This is a genomic window from Haematobacter sp., from assembly GCF_032102465.1.
In the GTDB taxonomy this organism is placed as follows: Bacteria; Pseudomonadota; Alphaproteobacteria; order Rhodobacterales; family Rhodobacteraceae; genus Haematobacter.
The window spans coordinates 68,549-83,624 of record NZ_DAMDHB010000006.1 but is presented as its reverse complement, the minus strand read 5'-3'; the positions used below and the strand labels follow the sequence as shown (position 1 = coordinate 83,624).

Here is a 15,076-nt window from a genome sequence, read left to right as displayed (position 1 = left end):
TGCGCGGAGGCTCGGCGCACCCGCAAGACCGGCCCGCCCTCCCGCCAGCGGGCCGAGGGCGTCGGTGGGTGCTTCGTGCGTGAAGCACAGCACCCCCCGCAGCGTCGCGACCGCCGCTGGCGAAGCGCCCCCAGCTGGCGCCAGCGGTCAAGAGACGCTTCCATTGGCCTGCGGCTTCATCCCAGGCTGAAGATCGGAGATTTCATATCTGTCGAGGGGTCGCGATTCAGATACAGCCGGGCGATCAGCCCGCGCATCCATACGACACCCGGATCGGCATGCAGCCGACGGTGCCAGAACTGCTTGAGTTCGATGACCGGGATGTCGAACGGCGGTGGGACGAGCTTCAGCGGCGCGATCCGGCCATAGGCCCGCCCGACGGCAAGCGGGACGACGGAGATCAGGTCGGATGAGGCCACCAGCAGCGGGATGGACATGAAATGCGGCGAGCGCAGGATGATGCGCCGCTCGATCCCCAGCTCAGCCATGCGGCGCTCGGCAATTTCCTGGCTGCGGCCCTTCTGCTCGACCACCGCGTGTTCGAGGGAGGCGAACTGCTCCAGCGTCAGACTGTCTCCGATCACCGGGTGGCCTTCGCGCACGACGCAGGTGAAGGGATGCTCGAAGAGCTTCTGCTGATAGATGAGCGCGCCCTGCAGATCGGGAAAGTAACCGAGGGCGATGTCCACGATGCCTTCGGCCAGCGCCTCCTGCAACTCGTCGGGCGGCAGGGAGAGACAACGAAGCGTGACGCCCGGCGCCTCGCTGCGCAATCTGGCGATGATTTCGGGCAGGAAGACCAGCTCCCCGATGTCGGAGGTCGAAAAGGCGAAGCTGCGTTGCGCGGTTGCCGGCTCGAAGCCCCGCTGGCGGAGAAGATCCTGCCGCACGATACCGAGGATCCGTCGCACCGGCTCCTCGATCTGCTGGGCGAAGGGGGTGGGCCGCATGCCAGAGCCATCGCGTACGAAAAGCTCATCGCCCAGAGACGCACGCAGTTTGTTCAGCCCGAAGCTTACCGTGGGCTGGCTGGTTTTCAGTCGCACAGCGGCGGCGGTGACGCTGCCTTCTTCATAAAGCGCATCAAGCACCATCAGGAGGTTCAGGTCGATCTCACGATAATTCATGATTTAAATAATCAAAATTAAACGAATTCGCTAAGTAGATTTAGCTGTGACTGCTACATTTTCAGAGCCGGGCGGAGGAGGTCTGGCGAGGGAGGGAAAATGGACAGACGCAGCTTTCTGGTCGCCGCGGCGGCCGGTGCAACGTTGAGCGCGACAGGCGGACTGCGCCCGGCTCTGGCCGAGGCGAAGCCTTTGAAGGTGGGGGTAATCGTCCCTATGACCGGTCCGTTCGCGCCCTATGGAAAACAGATCGAGACCGCAATGCGCCTCTATCTTGCCGAGCATGGAGAGGAAGTCGCGGGCCGGCGGATCGAACTGATCGTCAAGGATGACGGGGCCGTGGCCGATGCAACGAAGCGTCTGGCGCAGGAACTCGTCGTGCATGACAAGGTGGAGGCGCTGGCGGGTTTCGGGCTGACGCCGCTTGCCCTTGCCGCGGCGCCCATTTCCGCCCGCGCCAAGGTGCCGCAGATCGTCATGGTGGCGGCGACCTCGGTCGTGACGGAGAAATCGCCCTACATCGTGCGGACCAGCTACACCACGCCACAGGTCACATCGAAGATCGCCGATTGGGTCGTGGAGCAGGGCGACCGGAGCGCGGTGACGCTGGTGATGGATTACGGCCCCGGCGTCGATGCGGAGACGACCTTCAGGACACGGTTCGAGGCGGCGGGCGGCAAGGTTCTGGAAAGCCTGCGCGTGCCGCTGCAAAACCCGGACTTTTCCGCCTTCCTGCAGAAAGTCGCGGATCTGAAGCCGCAGACGCTCTTCGTCTTTGTCCCGTCGGGAGTCGGCGCGCCGCTGCTGAAGCAGTATGTGGAGCGGGGGCTGGACAAATCCGGCATCCGGCTCATTGCCGATGGAGGGGTGACCGATGACGAAACCCTGCCGCGCATGGGGCCACCAGCGGAAGGGATCCTGACCGGGTTTCACTATTCCGCCGCGCATGACAGCGATCTGAACCGAAAATTCGCCGCCGCCTATGAGGCGAAGGCCGGCACGCGCCCCGCCTTCATGGGGGTCGCCGCCTGGGACGGGATGCACCTGCTCTCCGAGGCCCTGAAGAAGACCGGCGGGCAGTCGGATGGGGACAGCCTCATCGCCGCGATGAAGGGAATGGCATGGGAAAGTCCGCGCGGGCCGATCTCCATTGACCCCGAAACCCGCGACATCGTGCAGAACGTCTATATTCGCAGGGTCGAACAGCAGGATGGGCAACTCTGGAACGTCGAATTCCAGACCTATGAGGCCGTGCGGGACCCCGGCAAATCGGCGTCCTGACCGCTCCTGCCCCGGACGTGTCGCTTAAAGACCGTGCCGGGTGCCATGACCCCGGCCGTCCCCCTTTTGCCAGGAGGCTACCATGACCCCCGCCGTCCTTACCCCTTTGGAAGCTGCCGCGCCGGTTGGCCTTCCGATCTCCGATCTCGATCCGTTCGATCATGCCTATTTCGATGACCCCTATCCGGCACAGGAGGCGCTGCGCGAGGCGGGGCCGCTCGTGTGGCTGTCGCGCTATGGCATTTACGCGGTGGCGCGGTACGAGGAGGTCCATGCCGTGCTGAACGACTGGCAGACCTTCTGCTCGTCGCGCGGGGTCGGGCTGTCGGATTTCGCGCGCGAAAAGCCCTGGCGCCCGCCGAGCCTCGTGCTGGAAACCGATCCGCCGGAGCATGACCGCGCCCGTGCCGTGCTGCAAAGGGTGCTTTCGCCCGTCGTGATGCGGCGGTTGAAGGAGGATTTCGCCGCCGCTGCCGATTATCTGGTCGCGGACCTGGTCGCGCGTGGCGGGATCGACGGGATCATCGATCTGGCGGAGGCGTTTCCGCTTTCCGTCTTTCCCGATGCCGTTGGCCTGTGCCGGGAAGGCAGGGAGCATCTGCTGCCCTATGCCGGGCTGGCCTTCAACGCCTTCGGGCCGGACAACCGCCTGCGGCGCGAGGCGCTGGAGCGCGCAGCGCCACATGTCGCATGGGTCACGGAGCAGTGCCGGCGGGAGAACCTGTCGCCGGATGGTTTCGGAGCCGCTGTCCATGCTGCCGTCGATACAGGCGAGATCGCGTCGGAGGAGGCCGTTCTGCTGTGCCGCTCCCTGCTGACGGCAGGGCTGGACACGACGGTGAACGGCATCGGGGCGGCGCTCTACTGCCTCGCCCGCTTCCCCGAGGAATTCGCCCGGCTGCGGGATGATCCGTCGCTTGCCCGCGCGGCCTTTGAGGAGGGTATCCGTTTTGAAAGCCCGGTGCAGACCTTCTTCCGCACCACGACGCGCCCGGCGGAGATCGGCGGCGCGCTGATACCGGAGGGCGCAAAGGTGCTCATGTTCCTCGCCTCCGCAAACCGCGACCCGCGCCGGTGGGAGGCGCCGGAGGTTTATGACCTCGGGCGCCGCGCCTCGGGCCATGTCGGCTTCGGCTCCGGCGTGCATATGTGCGTGGGGCAGCTTCTGGCCCGGCTGGAGGGGGAGGTGGTGCTCGCCGCGCTGGCCCGCCGCTGCGCCGGGATCGAACTTTCGGGTGCTCCGCTGCGCAGCTACAACAACACGCTCCGCGGTCTTGCAGCCTTGCCGCTACGGTTGATACCGGCCTGAGTGTATACACTCATTAACGGTGTATCATACTTTAGGTGGATATAAATACCGTTGAACCGCAATGAATTTGCGCGAATCGGGATTCGTGTATACCGATACACCCAGAGGAGCCACCATGACGCAGGAAGCTATCCCCGTTGACACGCAGACCGGCACGCAAACGTCGCGCGCCGTGATGGGGATGCGCGACCTGATCGTAACGGGCGTGATGGTCCCCGGCGAACGGTTCACCGAAGTCCTTCTGGCAGAGCGGCTGGGCATGTCGCGGACCCCGATCCGCGCAGCGATCCAGCAGTTGCGGGAGGAGGGGCTGCTGGAGCCACTCGCCTCCGGCGGGTTCACGGTCCGGGGTTTCCTGCCGCGGGAGATCGCGGAAGCCATCGAGATCCGCGGCGCCATCGAAGGTCTCGCCGCCCGGCTTCTGGCCGAGCGGGGGGTGGAGGAGGCCGTGCTGCGCCATCTGGACGGCGTGCTCGACGGTATCGACCCGGTGCTGGAGGCCCCGGTCTTCGGTCAGGCCCAGATCATGCGCTATTCCGCCGTGAATGCGGAATTCCACGCGGGTCTTGTGGCGGCCACGGGCTCGGCGCTGATCCAGCAGGAGGCGCAGCGGGCCAATGCGCGGCCCTTCGCCTCGGCCAGCGCGCTCGTCCAGCTCAATGAGAATTCCGAACAGGCGCGCCGGCATCTGATCGTCGCGCAGGATCAGCACCGGGCGGTGCTGGAGGCGATACGCGGGCGCGAAGGCGCGCGGGTGGAGGCGCTGCTGCGGGAACATGCGCGGCTTTCGCACCGCAACCTGATGCGCGCGCTTCGCCTTCACATGCCGCTCGACGGTCTGCCGGGAGCAAGCCTGATCCGCCGCTACGGCTGATCGGGAACAATGCGGCGCGGGGAGGGAGCCCCGCCCGCGCCACAGGGGAGGAAACGAATGAAACGACGCAACCTGCTTGCGGGCGCAATACTCGGCGCATCCGTCGCTCTGGCCGGGCTTCCGGCACTGGCGGCCGGGGATCCGCTGAAGGTCGGGCTGATCCTGCCGATGACCGGTCCCTTCGCCTCCACGGGGCGGCAGATCGAGGCGGCGGCCAGGCTCTACATCGCCCAACACGGCGCGACCGCCGACGGGCGCGAGGTTGAACTTCTGGTCAAGGATGACGCGGGCGTGGCCGACACGACCAAACGCCTTGCGCAGGAGCTGATCGTCAAGGACAAGGTGGCGGTGCTGGCAGGCTTCGGCCTCACGCCGCTGGCCATGGCCACCGCGCCCCTTGCCACGCGGGCAAAGGTTCCGGCCGTGGTCATGGCGGCTGCCACGTCCTCGATCACCGAACAGTCGCCCTATGTCGTGCGGACAAGCTACACCACGCCGCAGGTCACCTCCAAGATCGCGGAATGGGCGGCGAAGGAAGGTATCAAATCCGTCGTCACCATCGTTTCCGACTACGGTCCTGGTATCGATGCGGAGAAGACCTTCGTGCAGGACTTCGGCAAGGCGGGCGGCACTGTCGCTGAATCCCTGCGGGTGCCGCTGGCGAACCCGGATTTCTCGCCGTTCCTCCAGAAGGTGGCAGACCACAAGCCGGACGCGATCTTTGTCTTCGTGCCCTCCGGCGTCGGCGCGCCCTTCATGAAGCAGTATGTGGAGCGGGGCCTCGACAAGTCCGGTGTGCGGCTCCTGGCGGATGGCGGGATCACGGATGACGATATCCTCAATGGCATGGGCGATCCGGCGCTCGCCGCGATCACGGGCTTCCACTATTCCGCCGCGCATGACAGCGCCGAGAACCGTGCCTTTGTCGAGGCCTTTACCAAAGCGAACCCCGGAATGCGCCCCAACTTCATGGCTGTGGGCGGGTATGACGGGATGCATCTGATCTATGCGGCGCTGGAAAAGACGGGTGGAAAATCCGATGGCGACAGCCTGATCGAAGCGATGAAGGGCCTGTCCTGGATCAGCCCGCGTGGCCCGATCAGCATCGATCCTGAAACGCGCGACATCATCCAGAACGTTTACATGCGCAAGGTCGAACGTCAGAATGGCGAGCTTTGGAACATGGAGTTCGAGACGTTCGAGGCGGTGAAGGACCCGGCCAAGACCGGCTCCTGATCTCTCTCCGAGCTGACCTCCCTCTGGAAGGTCTTCGCCGTCCTCAACGATGTCTCCCCGGTGCCGCATCAGGCACCGGGCCGGTCGCCGCGTGCCCCGGAGGGGCGGCAAGACGACCGGCACCTTCCCGATATCGCCTCTTGCCACGGAGCATCCGCTCATGCTGACCATCCTCATCGACGGTATCGCCTATGGGATGCTGCTGTTCATCCTCGCTGCGGGCCTGTCCGTCACCCTCGGCCTGATGAACTTCATTAACCTTGCCCACGGCGCCTTTGCCCTGATGGGCGGCTATGCCACCGCGATCTTCATGAACCGCTGGGGGGTGCCGTTCCTTCTGACCCTGCCGCTGGCTTTTCTGCTGCCCGCCCTGGTCGGCGCGGTGGCGGAGCGGACGCTCTACGCGCGGCTCTACCGGCGCAGCCACCTCGATCAGGTCCTGTTCTCCATCGGCCTCGTCTTCATGGTGGTCGCGGCGACCGACTATCTCGTCGGCTCCCAGCAGCAGCTCATCACTCTGCCCGCCTGGCTTCAGGGCAGGTTCGATCTGTTTGGAATTCCGGTCGGACGGTATCGCGCGTTTCTCATCGTGCTCTGCTCGGTGATGGTCATCGGCCTGCAACTCGTCATGACGCGCAGCCGCTTCGGCTCCCGGCTCCGCGCGGCGGTGGACGATCAGCGGGTGGCCCGCGGGCTTGGCATCAACGTCGGCACGATCTTCGCGGCCACATTCGCGGTGGGCTCGGGCCTCGCCGGTCTCGGTGGGGCGCTGTCGGTGGAAATCCTTGGCATGGATCCGACATTTCCGCTGAAATACATGGTCTATTTTCTCATCGTGGTCACCATCGGCGGGACGGCGGGCCTGATCGGGCCGTTCATTGCGGCGCTGCTGATCGGCGTGGCCGATGTGGCCGGCAAGTACTACGTGCCGGAGCTCGGGGCCTTCCTCATCTACCTCCTCATGATCGCCATTCTCATCTGGCGCCCCCAGGGCCTCATCGCCCGTGCCCGCTGAAAGGAGACGCTTCATGGCCACCGACCTCACCCTTGCCGCCACGGCGCGCGGCCCGGCCCACGGCTCCGCCGCGCTGGAGTCCCGTGCACTCGCGAACCTTGGCCGGGCGGGCCGCTGGAAGCCCGCCGAGATCATCTTCTGGGCGCTGGCGGCCGCCAGCTTCTTCCTGCTGCCCGACAAGCATCTCCTGCTTACCGAAATCGCGATCCTCGGGCTCTTCGCGGTCTCGCTCGACCTGATCCTGGGCTATGCCGGTATCGTGTCGCTCGGGCATGGCGCCTTCTTCGGGCTTGGCGCCTATGTGGCCGGTCTGGTCTCGGTGCATCTGACGGGCGAACCGCTGACAGGGCTGCTTCTCGCCGGAGTGGCGGCGGCGCTGCTCGGGCTGGCGACTGCGCCCCTCCTGCTTCTGCGTGCCTCCGATCTCACGCGGCTGATGGTCACCCTCGGCATCGCGATGCTGCTGCTGGAGGCCGCGAACAAGGCCGCCTGGCTCACCGGCGGCGCCGACGGGCTGCAGGGCGTGTGGATCGACCCGCTTCTGGGCCGTTTCGAGTTCGATCTGATGGGCACGACGGCCTATGCCTATTGTCTGATCGTCACCTTCGTTCTGTTCCTCGTCGCGCGGCGGGTGGTCACATCGCCCTATGGCCTGTCGCTCCGGGCGATCCGGGACAACACGCTGCGCTCTGCCACCATCGGCATTCCCGTCGGCAAGCGGCTGGTGGCGATCTATACCTTCTCCGCCTTCATCGCGGGTATCGCGGGCGGGTTGCTCACGCAGACCACGATGTTTGTCTCCCTCGACGTTCTGGCCTTCCACCGCTCGGCGGATGTGCTCTTGGTGCTGGTGCTGGGCGGGGTCGGATACCTTTACGGCGGTCTGATCGGTGCGGTGGTGTTCAAGCTGTTGCAGGACGTGCTGTCCAACCTCACCCCGCAATACTGGATGTTCTGGATCGGCCTCATCCTCGTCGTCATCGTCCTGATCGGGCGGGAGCGGATCAATGCCGCGCCGCGCGCACTCTGGACCCGGATCCGGGGGGGCAAATGAGCGCGGCATTGCAGACCGTCGGCCTTCAGAAGCGCTTCGGCGGGCTGACGGCGACCGACAACGTGACCTTCACGCTCGCCCATGGGGCGCGCCACGCCCTGATCGGTCCGAACGGCGCGGGCAAGACCACCTTCATCAACCTGCTGACCGGCGTTCTGCCCGCGAATGAGGGGCAGGTCCTGCTGGAGGGCGCCGATGTCACCCGCCTGTCGCAACAGCAGCGGGCGCGCCGGGGCCTTGGCCGGACGTTCCAGATCAACCAGCTCTTTGCCGCGATGACACCTGTCGAATCCATCGGTCTCGCCGTCTCGGAGCGGATGGGCGGCGGCGGCGACTTCTGGCGGAGCCTTGGCTCCCGCAAGGATATCGTGGCCGAGATCGTGGAACTCTGCGAGCGGTTCCGCCTGACGGAAGTCATGGACCACCAGACCCGCAACCTTCCCTACGGCAAGCAGCGCCTGCTGGAGATCGCGGTAGCCCTTGCCGGGAACCCGCGCGTCCTCTTGCTGGACGAGCCCGCCGCGGGCGTGCCGGAGGCGGAGCGGCAGGAGTTGCTCGACACGCTGGCGGCGCTGCCGAAGGACGTGTCCATCCTGCTGATCGAGCATGACATGGACCTCGTATTCTCCTTTGCCGACCGGATTTCCGTGCTGGTGAACGGCGCGCTGTTCGCTGACGGCACGCCGGAGGAGGTGATGGGCGATCCCCGCGTCCGCGACGTCTATCTGGGAGGCGATCATGACTGATCTGCTGAAACTCGGCGATCTGACGACCGGCTATGGCGACGCGGTGGTGATCCGCAATCTGTCGCTCGTGCTCAACGAAGGCGAGGCGCTGGCCGTGCTGGGCCGCAACGGCGTGGGCAAGACCACGCTTCTCGACAGCATCATCGGCGTGACCCGCCGGTTCGGCGGCACCGTGATGCTGGGGGGAACCGACCTCACCCGCGCCGCACCGGAGGCCCGCGCCGCCGCCGGGATCGGCTGGGTGCCGCAGGAGCGCAACATCTTCCGGTCCCTGACGGTGGAGGAGAACCTGACCGCCACCGCGCGGCCCGGAAAATGGACGCTGGAGCGGGTCTATGAGATGTTCCCCCGGCTGGCGGAGCGGCGGACCAACATGGGCAACCAGCTTTCGGGCGGAGAGCAGCAGATGCTCGCCGTGGGCCGCGCGCTGATGCTGAACCCGCGCGTCCTGCTGCTGGACGAACCCACCGAAGGTCTGGCCCCGATCATCGTGGAGCACCTGCTGGCCTCCATCCGCCGGATCATCCGGGAGGAGGGAATGGCCACGATCATCGTGGAGCAGCACGCCCGCAAGATCCTCGGCGTCACCGATCGCGCCGTGATCCTCGACCGGGGCCGGATCGTGCACGAAGGGCGCAGCGCCGCCCTGCTCGCGGATGCGACCGCGCTCGAAACCCATCTCGGCGTCATCGCCAAACAAGGAGCCGTCCATGCAAGTTGACGCCACGCTCGCCCCGCTGGACGAGACGATCACCCTCGATCAGCTTCACCTCGACCCCTATCCGATCTACCACCGCCTGCGCCGGGAGGCCCCGGTGATACGGGTGAAGGCGGCGGGACGGACCTTTCTGACCAAGGCCACGGATACGAAATACGTCAAGGACACGCCGGAGATCTTCTCCTCCAACGATCCCAACACGCCGATGAAACCGGCGTTTCAGGCCCATACCCTGATGCGAAAGGACGGGCCGGAGCATCTGGCGGAGCGGATGGCGATGGCCTCCGCCCTCATGCCCAAGACCATTCAGGAGGTCTGGCAGCCGCTCTACCGTCAGTTCGCGGCCCAATACCTCGACCGGCTGCCGAAGGGCGAGATCGTGGATTTCCACAAGCTGATCTCAGGCCCGCTGGCCGCCCGGATCCTTGCCCATATCCTCGGCATCCCGGAAGCGACGGACGAGGAGATGATCTTCTGGAGTCAGGCGCTGATCGACGGGGCCGGGAACTTCGGCTGGCGGCCCGAACCCTTCGCCGTCTCCGACCGGGCCAATCTGGAGATGAATGCGCTCTTCGACCGTTGCGTCGAGCGGGTGCGCGCCACGCCGGACCGCTCGGCGTTGTCCGTCATGGTGAACGCGGAAAACCCGATCCCGATGGCGCAGATCTATGCCAATATCAAGATCGCCATCGGCGGCGGCATCAATGAGCCCCGCGATGCGCTCTCCACCATCGTCTATGGCCTGCTGACCGAGCCCGGGCAGTTGGAGGAGGTCCGCCGCACCGGCAAATGGGGACAGGCCTTCGAGGAGGGCGTGCGCTGGGTCGCCCCGATCCAGGCCTCCTCCCGGCTGGTGATGGAGGATGTGGAAATCCGCGGTTGCCTGATCCCGAAGGGCGACACGGTGATGACCATCCAGGCTTCCGCCAACCATGACGAGGATCTCTACGATCACCCCGAGCGCTTCGATGTCTTCCGCGCAAAGAACCCGCATCAGGCCTTCGGCTCCGGCCCGCATCACTGCGGGGGCGTGCATATCTCGCGCCGGACGGTGGGCGCGGTGATGCTGGAAATGCTGTTCGAGCGCTTCCCCGGCATCACGCTGCCGGACCCGGAGGTCGTGCAATGGCGGGGCTTCGGCTTCCGCGGCCCGATCAACCTTCCCGTCATTCTGAACTGACCCCGGCCCCGTGCCGGACGCTTCCGAGGAGCAACCCCATGAAGATCACCTATATCGCCGCCGACGGCACCGAAACGCAGGTCGATGCCCGCCCCGGCGACAGCGTCATGCAGGCCGCCGTCGCCAATGACGTGGATGGCATCATAGGCGAATGCGGCGGATCCATGATGTGCGCGACCTGCCATTGCTACGTTGACGATGCCTGGGCCGATGCCACCGGCGGCCGGGGGGAGGGGGAGGATGACCTGCTCGACTGCGCCGCCTCCGAAGTGAAACCGACGAGCCGCCTTTCCTGCCAGATCAGGATGCGGGAGGAGCTGGACGGGCTCGTCATCCATCTGCCGGAGGCACAGATATGACGGCGCCGCTCCCTCCCGACGCGCGGGTGGTGGTGGTCGGCACGGGGCAGGGCGGCTTCCAGCTTGCCGCGAGCCTGCGTCAGGAGGGGTTTGCGGGGTCCGTCACGCTGATCGGTGAGGAGCCGGGCCTGCCCTATCAACGCCCGCCGCTTTCCAAGGCCTACATGGCCGACGGGGATGCGGAGCGGCTGCTGCTGAAGCCCGCCGGATTCTACGCGCGCTCGGCTCTCACGCTGATCGACCGCACCCGGGCGAGCAGGATCGACCGGGATGTCCGGACCGTTCATACGGCGGATGGCGCGGCGCATCCCTATGACCATCTGGTTTTGGCGACGGGTGCGCGCCCGTTCCGTCCGCCGGTGGAGGGTCTGGACGGGCCGGATACGGTGGAGCTGCGCACGCTCGCCGATGCGGCGCTGCTGCGCGGGCGCCTTGCTCGGACACGACATGCGATCGTCATCGGCGGCGGGTTCATCGGCCTTGAGTTCGCCGCGATGGCGCGGGCGGCCGGGGTTGACGTGACCGTGCTGGAGGCGGCGCCCCGGCTGATGGCGCGCGCACTGTCTCCCGCGCTTTCCGACTGGTTTCTGGCGGCTCACCGGGCAATGGGAACGGAGGTTCTGCTGGGCGCCGGCGTGGCGGCGGTGGAAACGGGGCAGGGCGTTCGGCTGACCGATGGACGCACCATCGCGGGCGACCTGATCCTTGCCGCGACGGGCGTGCGCCCGAACGTGGAACTGGCGGAGGAGGCAGGGCTTGGGGTGCAGAACGGCGTGATCGTGGATGGGCGGCTGGTGAGCGCCGATCCCGCGATCTCGGCGCTCGGGGATTGCGCAGCCTTTCCGCTGACCGACGGCGCGCGGGTAAGGCTCGAATCTGTACAGGCAGCCGTGGACCACGCGCGCCACATCGCCCGCCGCCTCGTCAAGGGTGCCACAGGGGACTACGCCGCCGTGCCGTGGTTCTGGAGCGATCAGGGCAAGCACAAGCTTCAGATTGCGGGACTGGGCGCCGGGGCGGATGAGGTTCTGTCCCTGCCGCAGTCTGCCGATCAACCGGTCATGCTGCTGTTCCGGGCAGGGCAGCTTGCCGCCGTTGAGACTGTGAATGCCCCCGTCCAGCACCTTGCCGCACGAAAGCTCATAGGCACTCCGCGCGAGGAACTGGAGGAGGTTGGTTTCGATCTCAAGGAAGCCCTCAGGACAACAGCACGTTAGAAGCCTGCTGAAAAAGTCCTAAAGTGTCATGCTTATGTGTCAGAAATCGGAAAATCGCCCGGAAAACCCCGGAAATATATTTCCGGCTGGATTTCGTCAGATGGCGAACGATTTGCGCTCCAACACAGGCCAAAAAACCTTTTTCAGCAGCCCGTTAGAACGCTGCTGCAGAAAGATTTTAGGCCTGCGCAACCTGATGAAATTAACAAGGCAATCCAAACGCTTGGGAGGCCTCGGAGACAAATTCCCCGATGTCACAGAATGACATAGACATCAGAACTTTTCTGGGCTTGTTAGCTATCAAGCTAGCACGCATGTCCTCTCCAACCCGAAAGCCCATCAGTCACACAAGCCCTGCTTGTTGCCATCCGCCTGTTCGGTTCCATCAATCGGCTCGCGGTGTTGCGACTGGCCGGCATCGGCCTGACGCTCTCGCAGCGGTTCGCAAGGTGCGCCTTTTCGCGTCGTGTGCTTCATCTCGTTATCTCCCTGTGTCGAGGAAGAAACCCTTCGCGGCTGGCGATGTTCCCGGGTATCGGAATTTGACGGCACGCCGTCATCCTCCCTTCCGGCGTTTGGGGTCTGTCCATGGAGAGCATCCACCGGACATCAAGTCGCGGATTCGCAGACGGAAGCGGCGCGCGCCTTGTCCCTACTGGCATGGTGCGTCGGCATTGGAAGCCGGGGACGGTCGTGCAGCCACGATGATCCACAGTGACGGCCTTTCGGCGTTAACCCGTGTACCTGTCAGCCCCTCAAGTTCCCGGCCGGAAGGATGAAAGCCGTCGCTCGTTGCGACCGAAGCGGAAGCGCTACCGGGACGACAGACCAACCGAACGGCACACCTCGCAAAGTTAGCGCTCTGCCGTGACGTCCCTCTGCAAGGACAAGCGGAAGCCCGAGGGGGGACGTGACACCTGCGTTCTCGCAGGGGGAAATCTAACCCTTAGGGCGGGAGAGGCGCTCGCGCAGTTGCTCGGCAAGCGTCGCCAGCCGACCGGCAGCGACACTTCCCTTGCCCAGAATGCTCGCCAGCTCGCTCTCAACCCGCTCCCGAGCGCTTTCCCTATCCGGCAGCGGGGGAAGGATGTGGGCGTAATAGGTCCGGTCGAGCAGGCGGTGCAGCAGCCGCTCCCCCGGAAAGGGGTCGTTGTTGTTGATGGCCCGCGCGGCTTTCAGCAGATTGCGGATGTCATATTGGCTCGGGTCGATATCGGTGACCATCTTGGGCAGGCCGAGCAGAGTATAAACCCCGATACGCGCGGTGCGGACCGAACTTTCCATGGTGAAGATGATGTCGTTCGAGGTTTCCACGAACTGTCCCATCAGGGCGAGATTGGTGCATCCCTCCGGCACAACGCGTGGCCTGTCGCCGGCTGCGCGGGGCATGAACTGCGCGGTGATATAGGGCATGAGCGACAGGCGCACCTTGGTCGCCGCAGCAATCTCGTCGATATGGTCATCGATGCCGAGATGGTAGCACAGCTCCGCGAGCACTTCCCGTCCGGTGCATTGCGGCATCGGCTTCTTGATGTGATTGCCGTCCTTGTCCATCAGCAGGGCATAGACCCAGAGCACGAGGACATCCTTCGGCTGATCGGGAAAATGCGGCTGGCGGTTGCAGGTGAAGCTCAGCACCCAGTTGGAGTCGGTGAAGGTGATGACACCGCCCGTCACCGTTTTGCCGGAATAGGGATCGTTGACGGACAGTTGCTTGAGCTTTTCCGTGAGCGGCGAGGGCCGGCAGGTGAGCGTGGCGGATTCCCACATGGACCCGGGGATGTTGCCGCAGAACTTTTCCGGCTTGCCGAAGACCGGTGACTTCCGCGCGAGGTTGAGCCACAGATCCCAGTCGCTCCCCTTCGGCGGCAGGCCGGGCCGCGCCTCGAGCTCCGGGGCGGTCGCGTCATCGCCATAGGCGGTGGCATCGGTCATGGAGCCGGTAAGCGCAAAGACCACGTCTTTCGGCCCGACGGGAATGACCTGCTCCCCACCCTCCACGGTGCAGCGAAGCGCGGTCACCCGACGCTGCCCGTCCTCCTCCTCCATATCCAGATCCTGCACGCTGACGCCAAAGCGGATCTGCACACCCAGTCCGCGCAGGTGACGGGAAAGCGGCACCACGAACGTATCGTGCTGATTGTACTTCGGGAAGATCAGGGCCGACATATCGGCCAGCCCGTCGATCGCATCGAGGAACCGGTGCATGTAGAGCTTCACTTCCAGAAGGCTCTGCCAGTTCTGGAAGGCGAACATGGAGCGCCAGAAGAACCAGAAGTTGGTCTGAAGGAAGCTCTCGCTGAAATACTGTTCGATGGTGATGTGGTCGAGCTCCTCCTTGCGTTTCAGCAGCAGGCGAAGGAGTTCCCATTGATGCGCCCGTGTCAGGCCAAGCGTGGAGAAATCGCGGATCTGGCCGCGGTTGTGCAAGAGACGGGCCTTGGACCAGTTCGGATCGTTGTCGTTTATCAGCCGGTATTCATCCAGAACGCTGTATGGCTCCGGCAATTCCAGCGCGGGAATGTCCTGGAACATGTCCCAGAAATTGTCATAGGTCCAGTTCATCTCCCGGCCGCCGCGGATCAGGTAGCCTTCCTCTGCATTGCCCGAGCCGTCGAGGGAGCCACCTTCGATCTGCATCGTGTCGATGATGGTGATGTCCTCACCCTTCATGCGCCCGTCACGGATCATGTAAAAGGCCGCCGCCATGCCCGCGATGCCGCCGCCGATGATCCACGCCTTCCGTCCTTCGACCGGCGTGACGGGCAATGGGCGGTTGCGCATGTAGGGGCCAGCGAAATCCGGGGGCGGCAGGGTATCCTGCGGCCCTTTGTGCCAGTAGCTTTTCCCGACATCCGCCTCAACCACCGGGGCGGACAGGGGCCGCTGCGGGCCGGATTTCTCGTTGGTCATGACCATCTCCACCATTCCCGCCCGGCAGCCCCGCGCCCGGAGGATTT

General features: G+C 65.1%; 14 protein-coding genes. 11 read left to right on the top strand and 3 right to left on the bottom strand.

Features of this window, described 5'->3' with window-relative positions:
- Nucleotides 1–176: 176 nt before the first annotated feature.
- On the bottom strand, nt 177–1,127 hold the full coding sequence (locus RT513_RS06245) for a LysR family transcriptional regulator (RefSeq protein ID WP_088215447.1): 951 nt from the start codon (nt 1,125–1,127) through the stop codon (nt 177–179).
- A gap of 99 nt (nt 1,128–1,226) precedes the next feature.
- Here RT513_RS06245 and RT513_RS06240 point away from each other — a divergent pair, with 99 nt between their 5' ends.
- The 11 genes from RT513_RS06240 to RT513_RS06190 all read left to right on the top strand — a co-directional run bounded on the left by RT513_RS06240 (nt 1,227) and on the right by RT513_RS06190 (nt 12,116).
- Nucleotides 1,227–2,408, top strand: coding sequence for an ABC transporter substrate-binding protein (locus tag RT513_RS06240; RefSeq protein ID WP_088215446.1), 1,182 nt, complete (start codon nt 1,227–1,229; stop codon nt 2,406–2,408).
- Nucleotides 2,409–2,490: 82 nt separating this feature from the next.
- Nucleotides 2,491–3,717, top strand: a complete 1,227-nt coding sequence (locus RT513_RS06235) for a cytochrome P450 (protein WP_290690412.1) — start codon at nt 2,491–2,493, stop codon at nt 3,715–3,717.
- A 115-nt stretch (nt 3,718–3,832) separates the two neighbouring features.
- Nucleotides 3,833–4,591, top strand: coding sequence for a GntR family transcriptional regulator (locus RT513_RS06230; protein WP_290690414.1), 759 nt, complete (start codon nt 3,833–3,835; stop codon nt 4,589–4,591).
- Nucleotides 4,592–4,648: 57 nt separating this feature from the next.
- Complete coding sequence (locus RT513_RS06225) at nt 4,649–5,827, top strand: ABC transporter substrate-binding protein (protein ID WP_290690417.1); 1,179 nt, start codon at nt 4,649–4,651, stop codon at nt 5,825–5,827.
- 160 nt (nt 5,828–5,987) lie between these two features.
- Nucleotides 5,988–6,842 (top strand): branched-chain amino acid ABC transporter permease, encoded by an 855-nt coding sequence (locus RT513_RS06220; protein WP_290690419.1) that lies wholly within the window; start codon nt 5,988–5,990, stop codon nt 6,840–6,842.
- Nucleotides 6,843–6,855: 13 nt separating this feature from the next.
- Nucleotides 6,856–7,896: a branched-chain amino acid ABC transporter permease gene (locus RT513_RS06215; protein WP_088215441.1), complete on the top strand. Its 1,041-nt coding sequence runs from the start codon at nt 6,856–6,858 to the stop codon at nt 7,894–7,896.
- A complete protein-coding gene (locus RT513_RS06210; RefSeq protein WP_290690422.1) occupies nt 7,893–8,642 on the top strand; it encodes an ABC transporter ATP-binding protein in 750 nt (249 codons plus the stop codon). Before RT513_RS06215 ends, RT513_RS06210 begins: the two co-directional genes overlap by 4 nt.
- Complete coding sequence (locus RT513_RS06205) at nt 8,635–9,363, top strand: ABC transporter ATP-binding protein (protein WP_290690424.1); 729 nt, start codon at nt 8,635–8,637, stop codon at nt 9,361–9,363. Before RT513_RS06210 ends, RT513_RS06205 begins: the two co-directional genes overlap by 8 nt.
- The gene (locus RT513_RS06200; protein ID WP_088215438.1) at nt 9,353–10,540 is read left to right on the top strand and encodes a cytochrome P450; all 1,188 of its coding nucleotides are present in this window, start codon (nt 9,353–9,355) and stop codon (nt 10,538–10,540) included. The genes RT513_RS06205 and RT513_RS06200 overlap by 11 nt, the downstream gene beginning before the upstream one ends.
- A 38-nt stretch (nt 10,541–10,578) precedes the next feature.
- Nucleotides 10,579–10,899, top strand: coding sequence for a 2Fe-2S iron-sulfur cluster-binding protein (locus tag RT513_RS06195; protein WP_290690427.1), 321 nt, complete (start codon nt 10,579–10,581; stop codon nt 10,897–10,899).
- Nucleotides 10,896–12,116: an NAD(P)/FAD-dependent oxidoreductase gene (locus RT513_RS06190; RefSeq protein WP_290690430.1), complete on the top strand. Its 1,221-nt coding sequence runs from the start codon at nt 10,896–10,898 to the stop codon at nt 12,114–12,116. The genes RT513_RS06195 and RT513_RS06190 overlap by 4 nt, the downstream gene beginning before the upstream one ends.
- Before the next feature lie 339 nt (nt 12,117–12,455).
- Here the strand turns inward: RT513_RS06190 and RT513_RS06185 are convergent, their stop codons facing one another.
- Nucleotides 12,456–12,593 (bottom strand): hypothetical protein, encoded by a 138-nt coding sequence (locus RT513_RS06185; RefSeq protein ID WP_179209169.1) that lies wholly within the window; start codon nt 12,591–12,593, stop codon nt 12,456–12,458.
- A gap of 462 nt (nt 12,594–13,055) precedes the next feature.
- A complete protein-coding gene (locus tag RT513_RS06180) occupies nt 13,056–15,029 on the bottom strand; it encodes an oleate hydratase (protein WP_290690432.1) in 1,974 nt (657 codons plus the stop codon).
- Nucleotides 15,030–15,076 lie beyond the last annotated feature (47 nt).

Excerpts from the sequence above, each read along its gene's own strand:
- RT513_RS06245 (WP_088215447.1), bottom strand. The coding sequence starts at position 1,127 with ATGAATTATCGTGAGATCGACCTGAACCTCCTGATGGTGCTTGATGCG.
- RT513_RS06240 (WP_088215446.1), top strand. The coding sequence starts at position 1,227 with ATGGACAGACGCAGCTTTCTGGTCGCCGCGGCGGCCGGTGCAACGTTG.
- RT513_RS06235 (WP_290690412.1), top strand. The coding sequence starts at position 2,491 with ATGACCCCCGCCGTCCTTACCCCTTTGGAAGCTGCCGCGCCGGTTGGC.
- RT513_RS06230 (WP_290690414.1), top strand. The coding sequence starts at position 3,833 with ATGACGCAGGAAGCTATCCCCGTTGACACGCAGACCGGCACGCAAACG.
- RT513_RS06225 (WP_290690417.1), top strand. The coding sequence starts at position 4,649 with ATGAAACGACGCAACCTGCTTGCGGGCGCAATACTCGGCGCATCCGTC.
- RT513_RS06220 (WP_290690419.1), top strand. The coding sequence starts at position 5,988 with ATGCTGACCATCCTCATCGACGGTATCGCCTATGGGATGCTGCTGTTC.
- RT513_RS06215 (WP_088215441.1), top strand. The coding sequence starts at position 6,856 with ATGGCCACCGACCTCACCCTTGCCGCCACGGCGCGCGGCCCGGCCCAC.
- RT513_RS06210 (WP_290690422.1), top strand. The coding sequence starts at position 7,893 with ATGAGCGCGGCATTGCAGACCGTCGGCCTTCAGAAGCGCTTCGGCGGG.
- RT513_RS06205 (WP_290690424.1), top strand. The coding sequence starts at position 8,635 with ATGACTGATCTGCTGAAACTCGGCGATCTGACGACCGGCTATGGCGAC.
- RT513_RS06200 (WP_088215438.1), top strand. The coding sequence starts at position 9,353 with ATGCAAGTTGACGCCACGCTCGCCCCGCTGGACGAGACGATCACCCTC.
- RT513_RS06195 (WP_290690427.1), top strand. The coding sequence starts at position 10,579 with ATGAAGATCACCTATATCGCCGCCGACGGCACCGAAACGCAGGTCGAT.
- RT513_RS06190 (WP_290690430.1), top strand. The coding sequence starts at position 10,896 with ATGACGGCGCCGCTCCCTCCCGACGCGCGGGTGGTGGTGGTCGGCACG.
- RT513_RS06185 (WP_179209169.1), bottom strand. The coding sequence starts at position 12,593 with ATGAAGCACACGACGCGAAAAGGCGCACCTTGCGAACCGCTGCGAGAG.
- RT513_RS06180 (WP_290690432.1), bottom strand. The coding sequence starts at position 15,029 with ATGACCAACGAGAAATCCGGCCCGCAGCGGCCCCTGTCCGCCCCGGTG.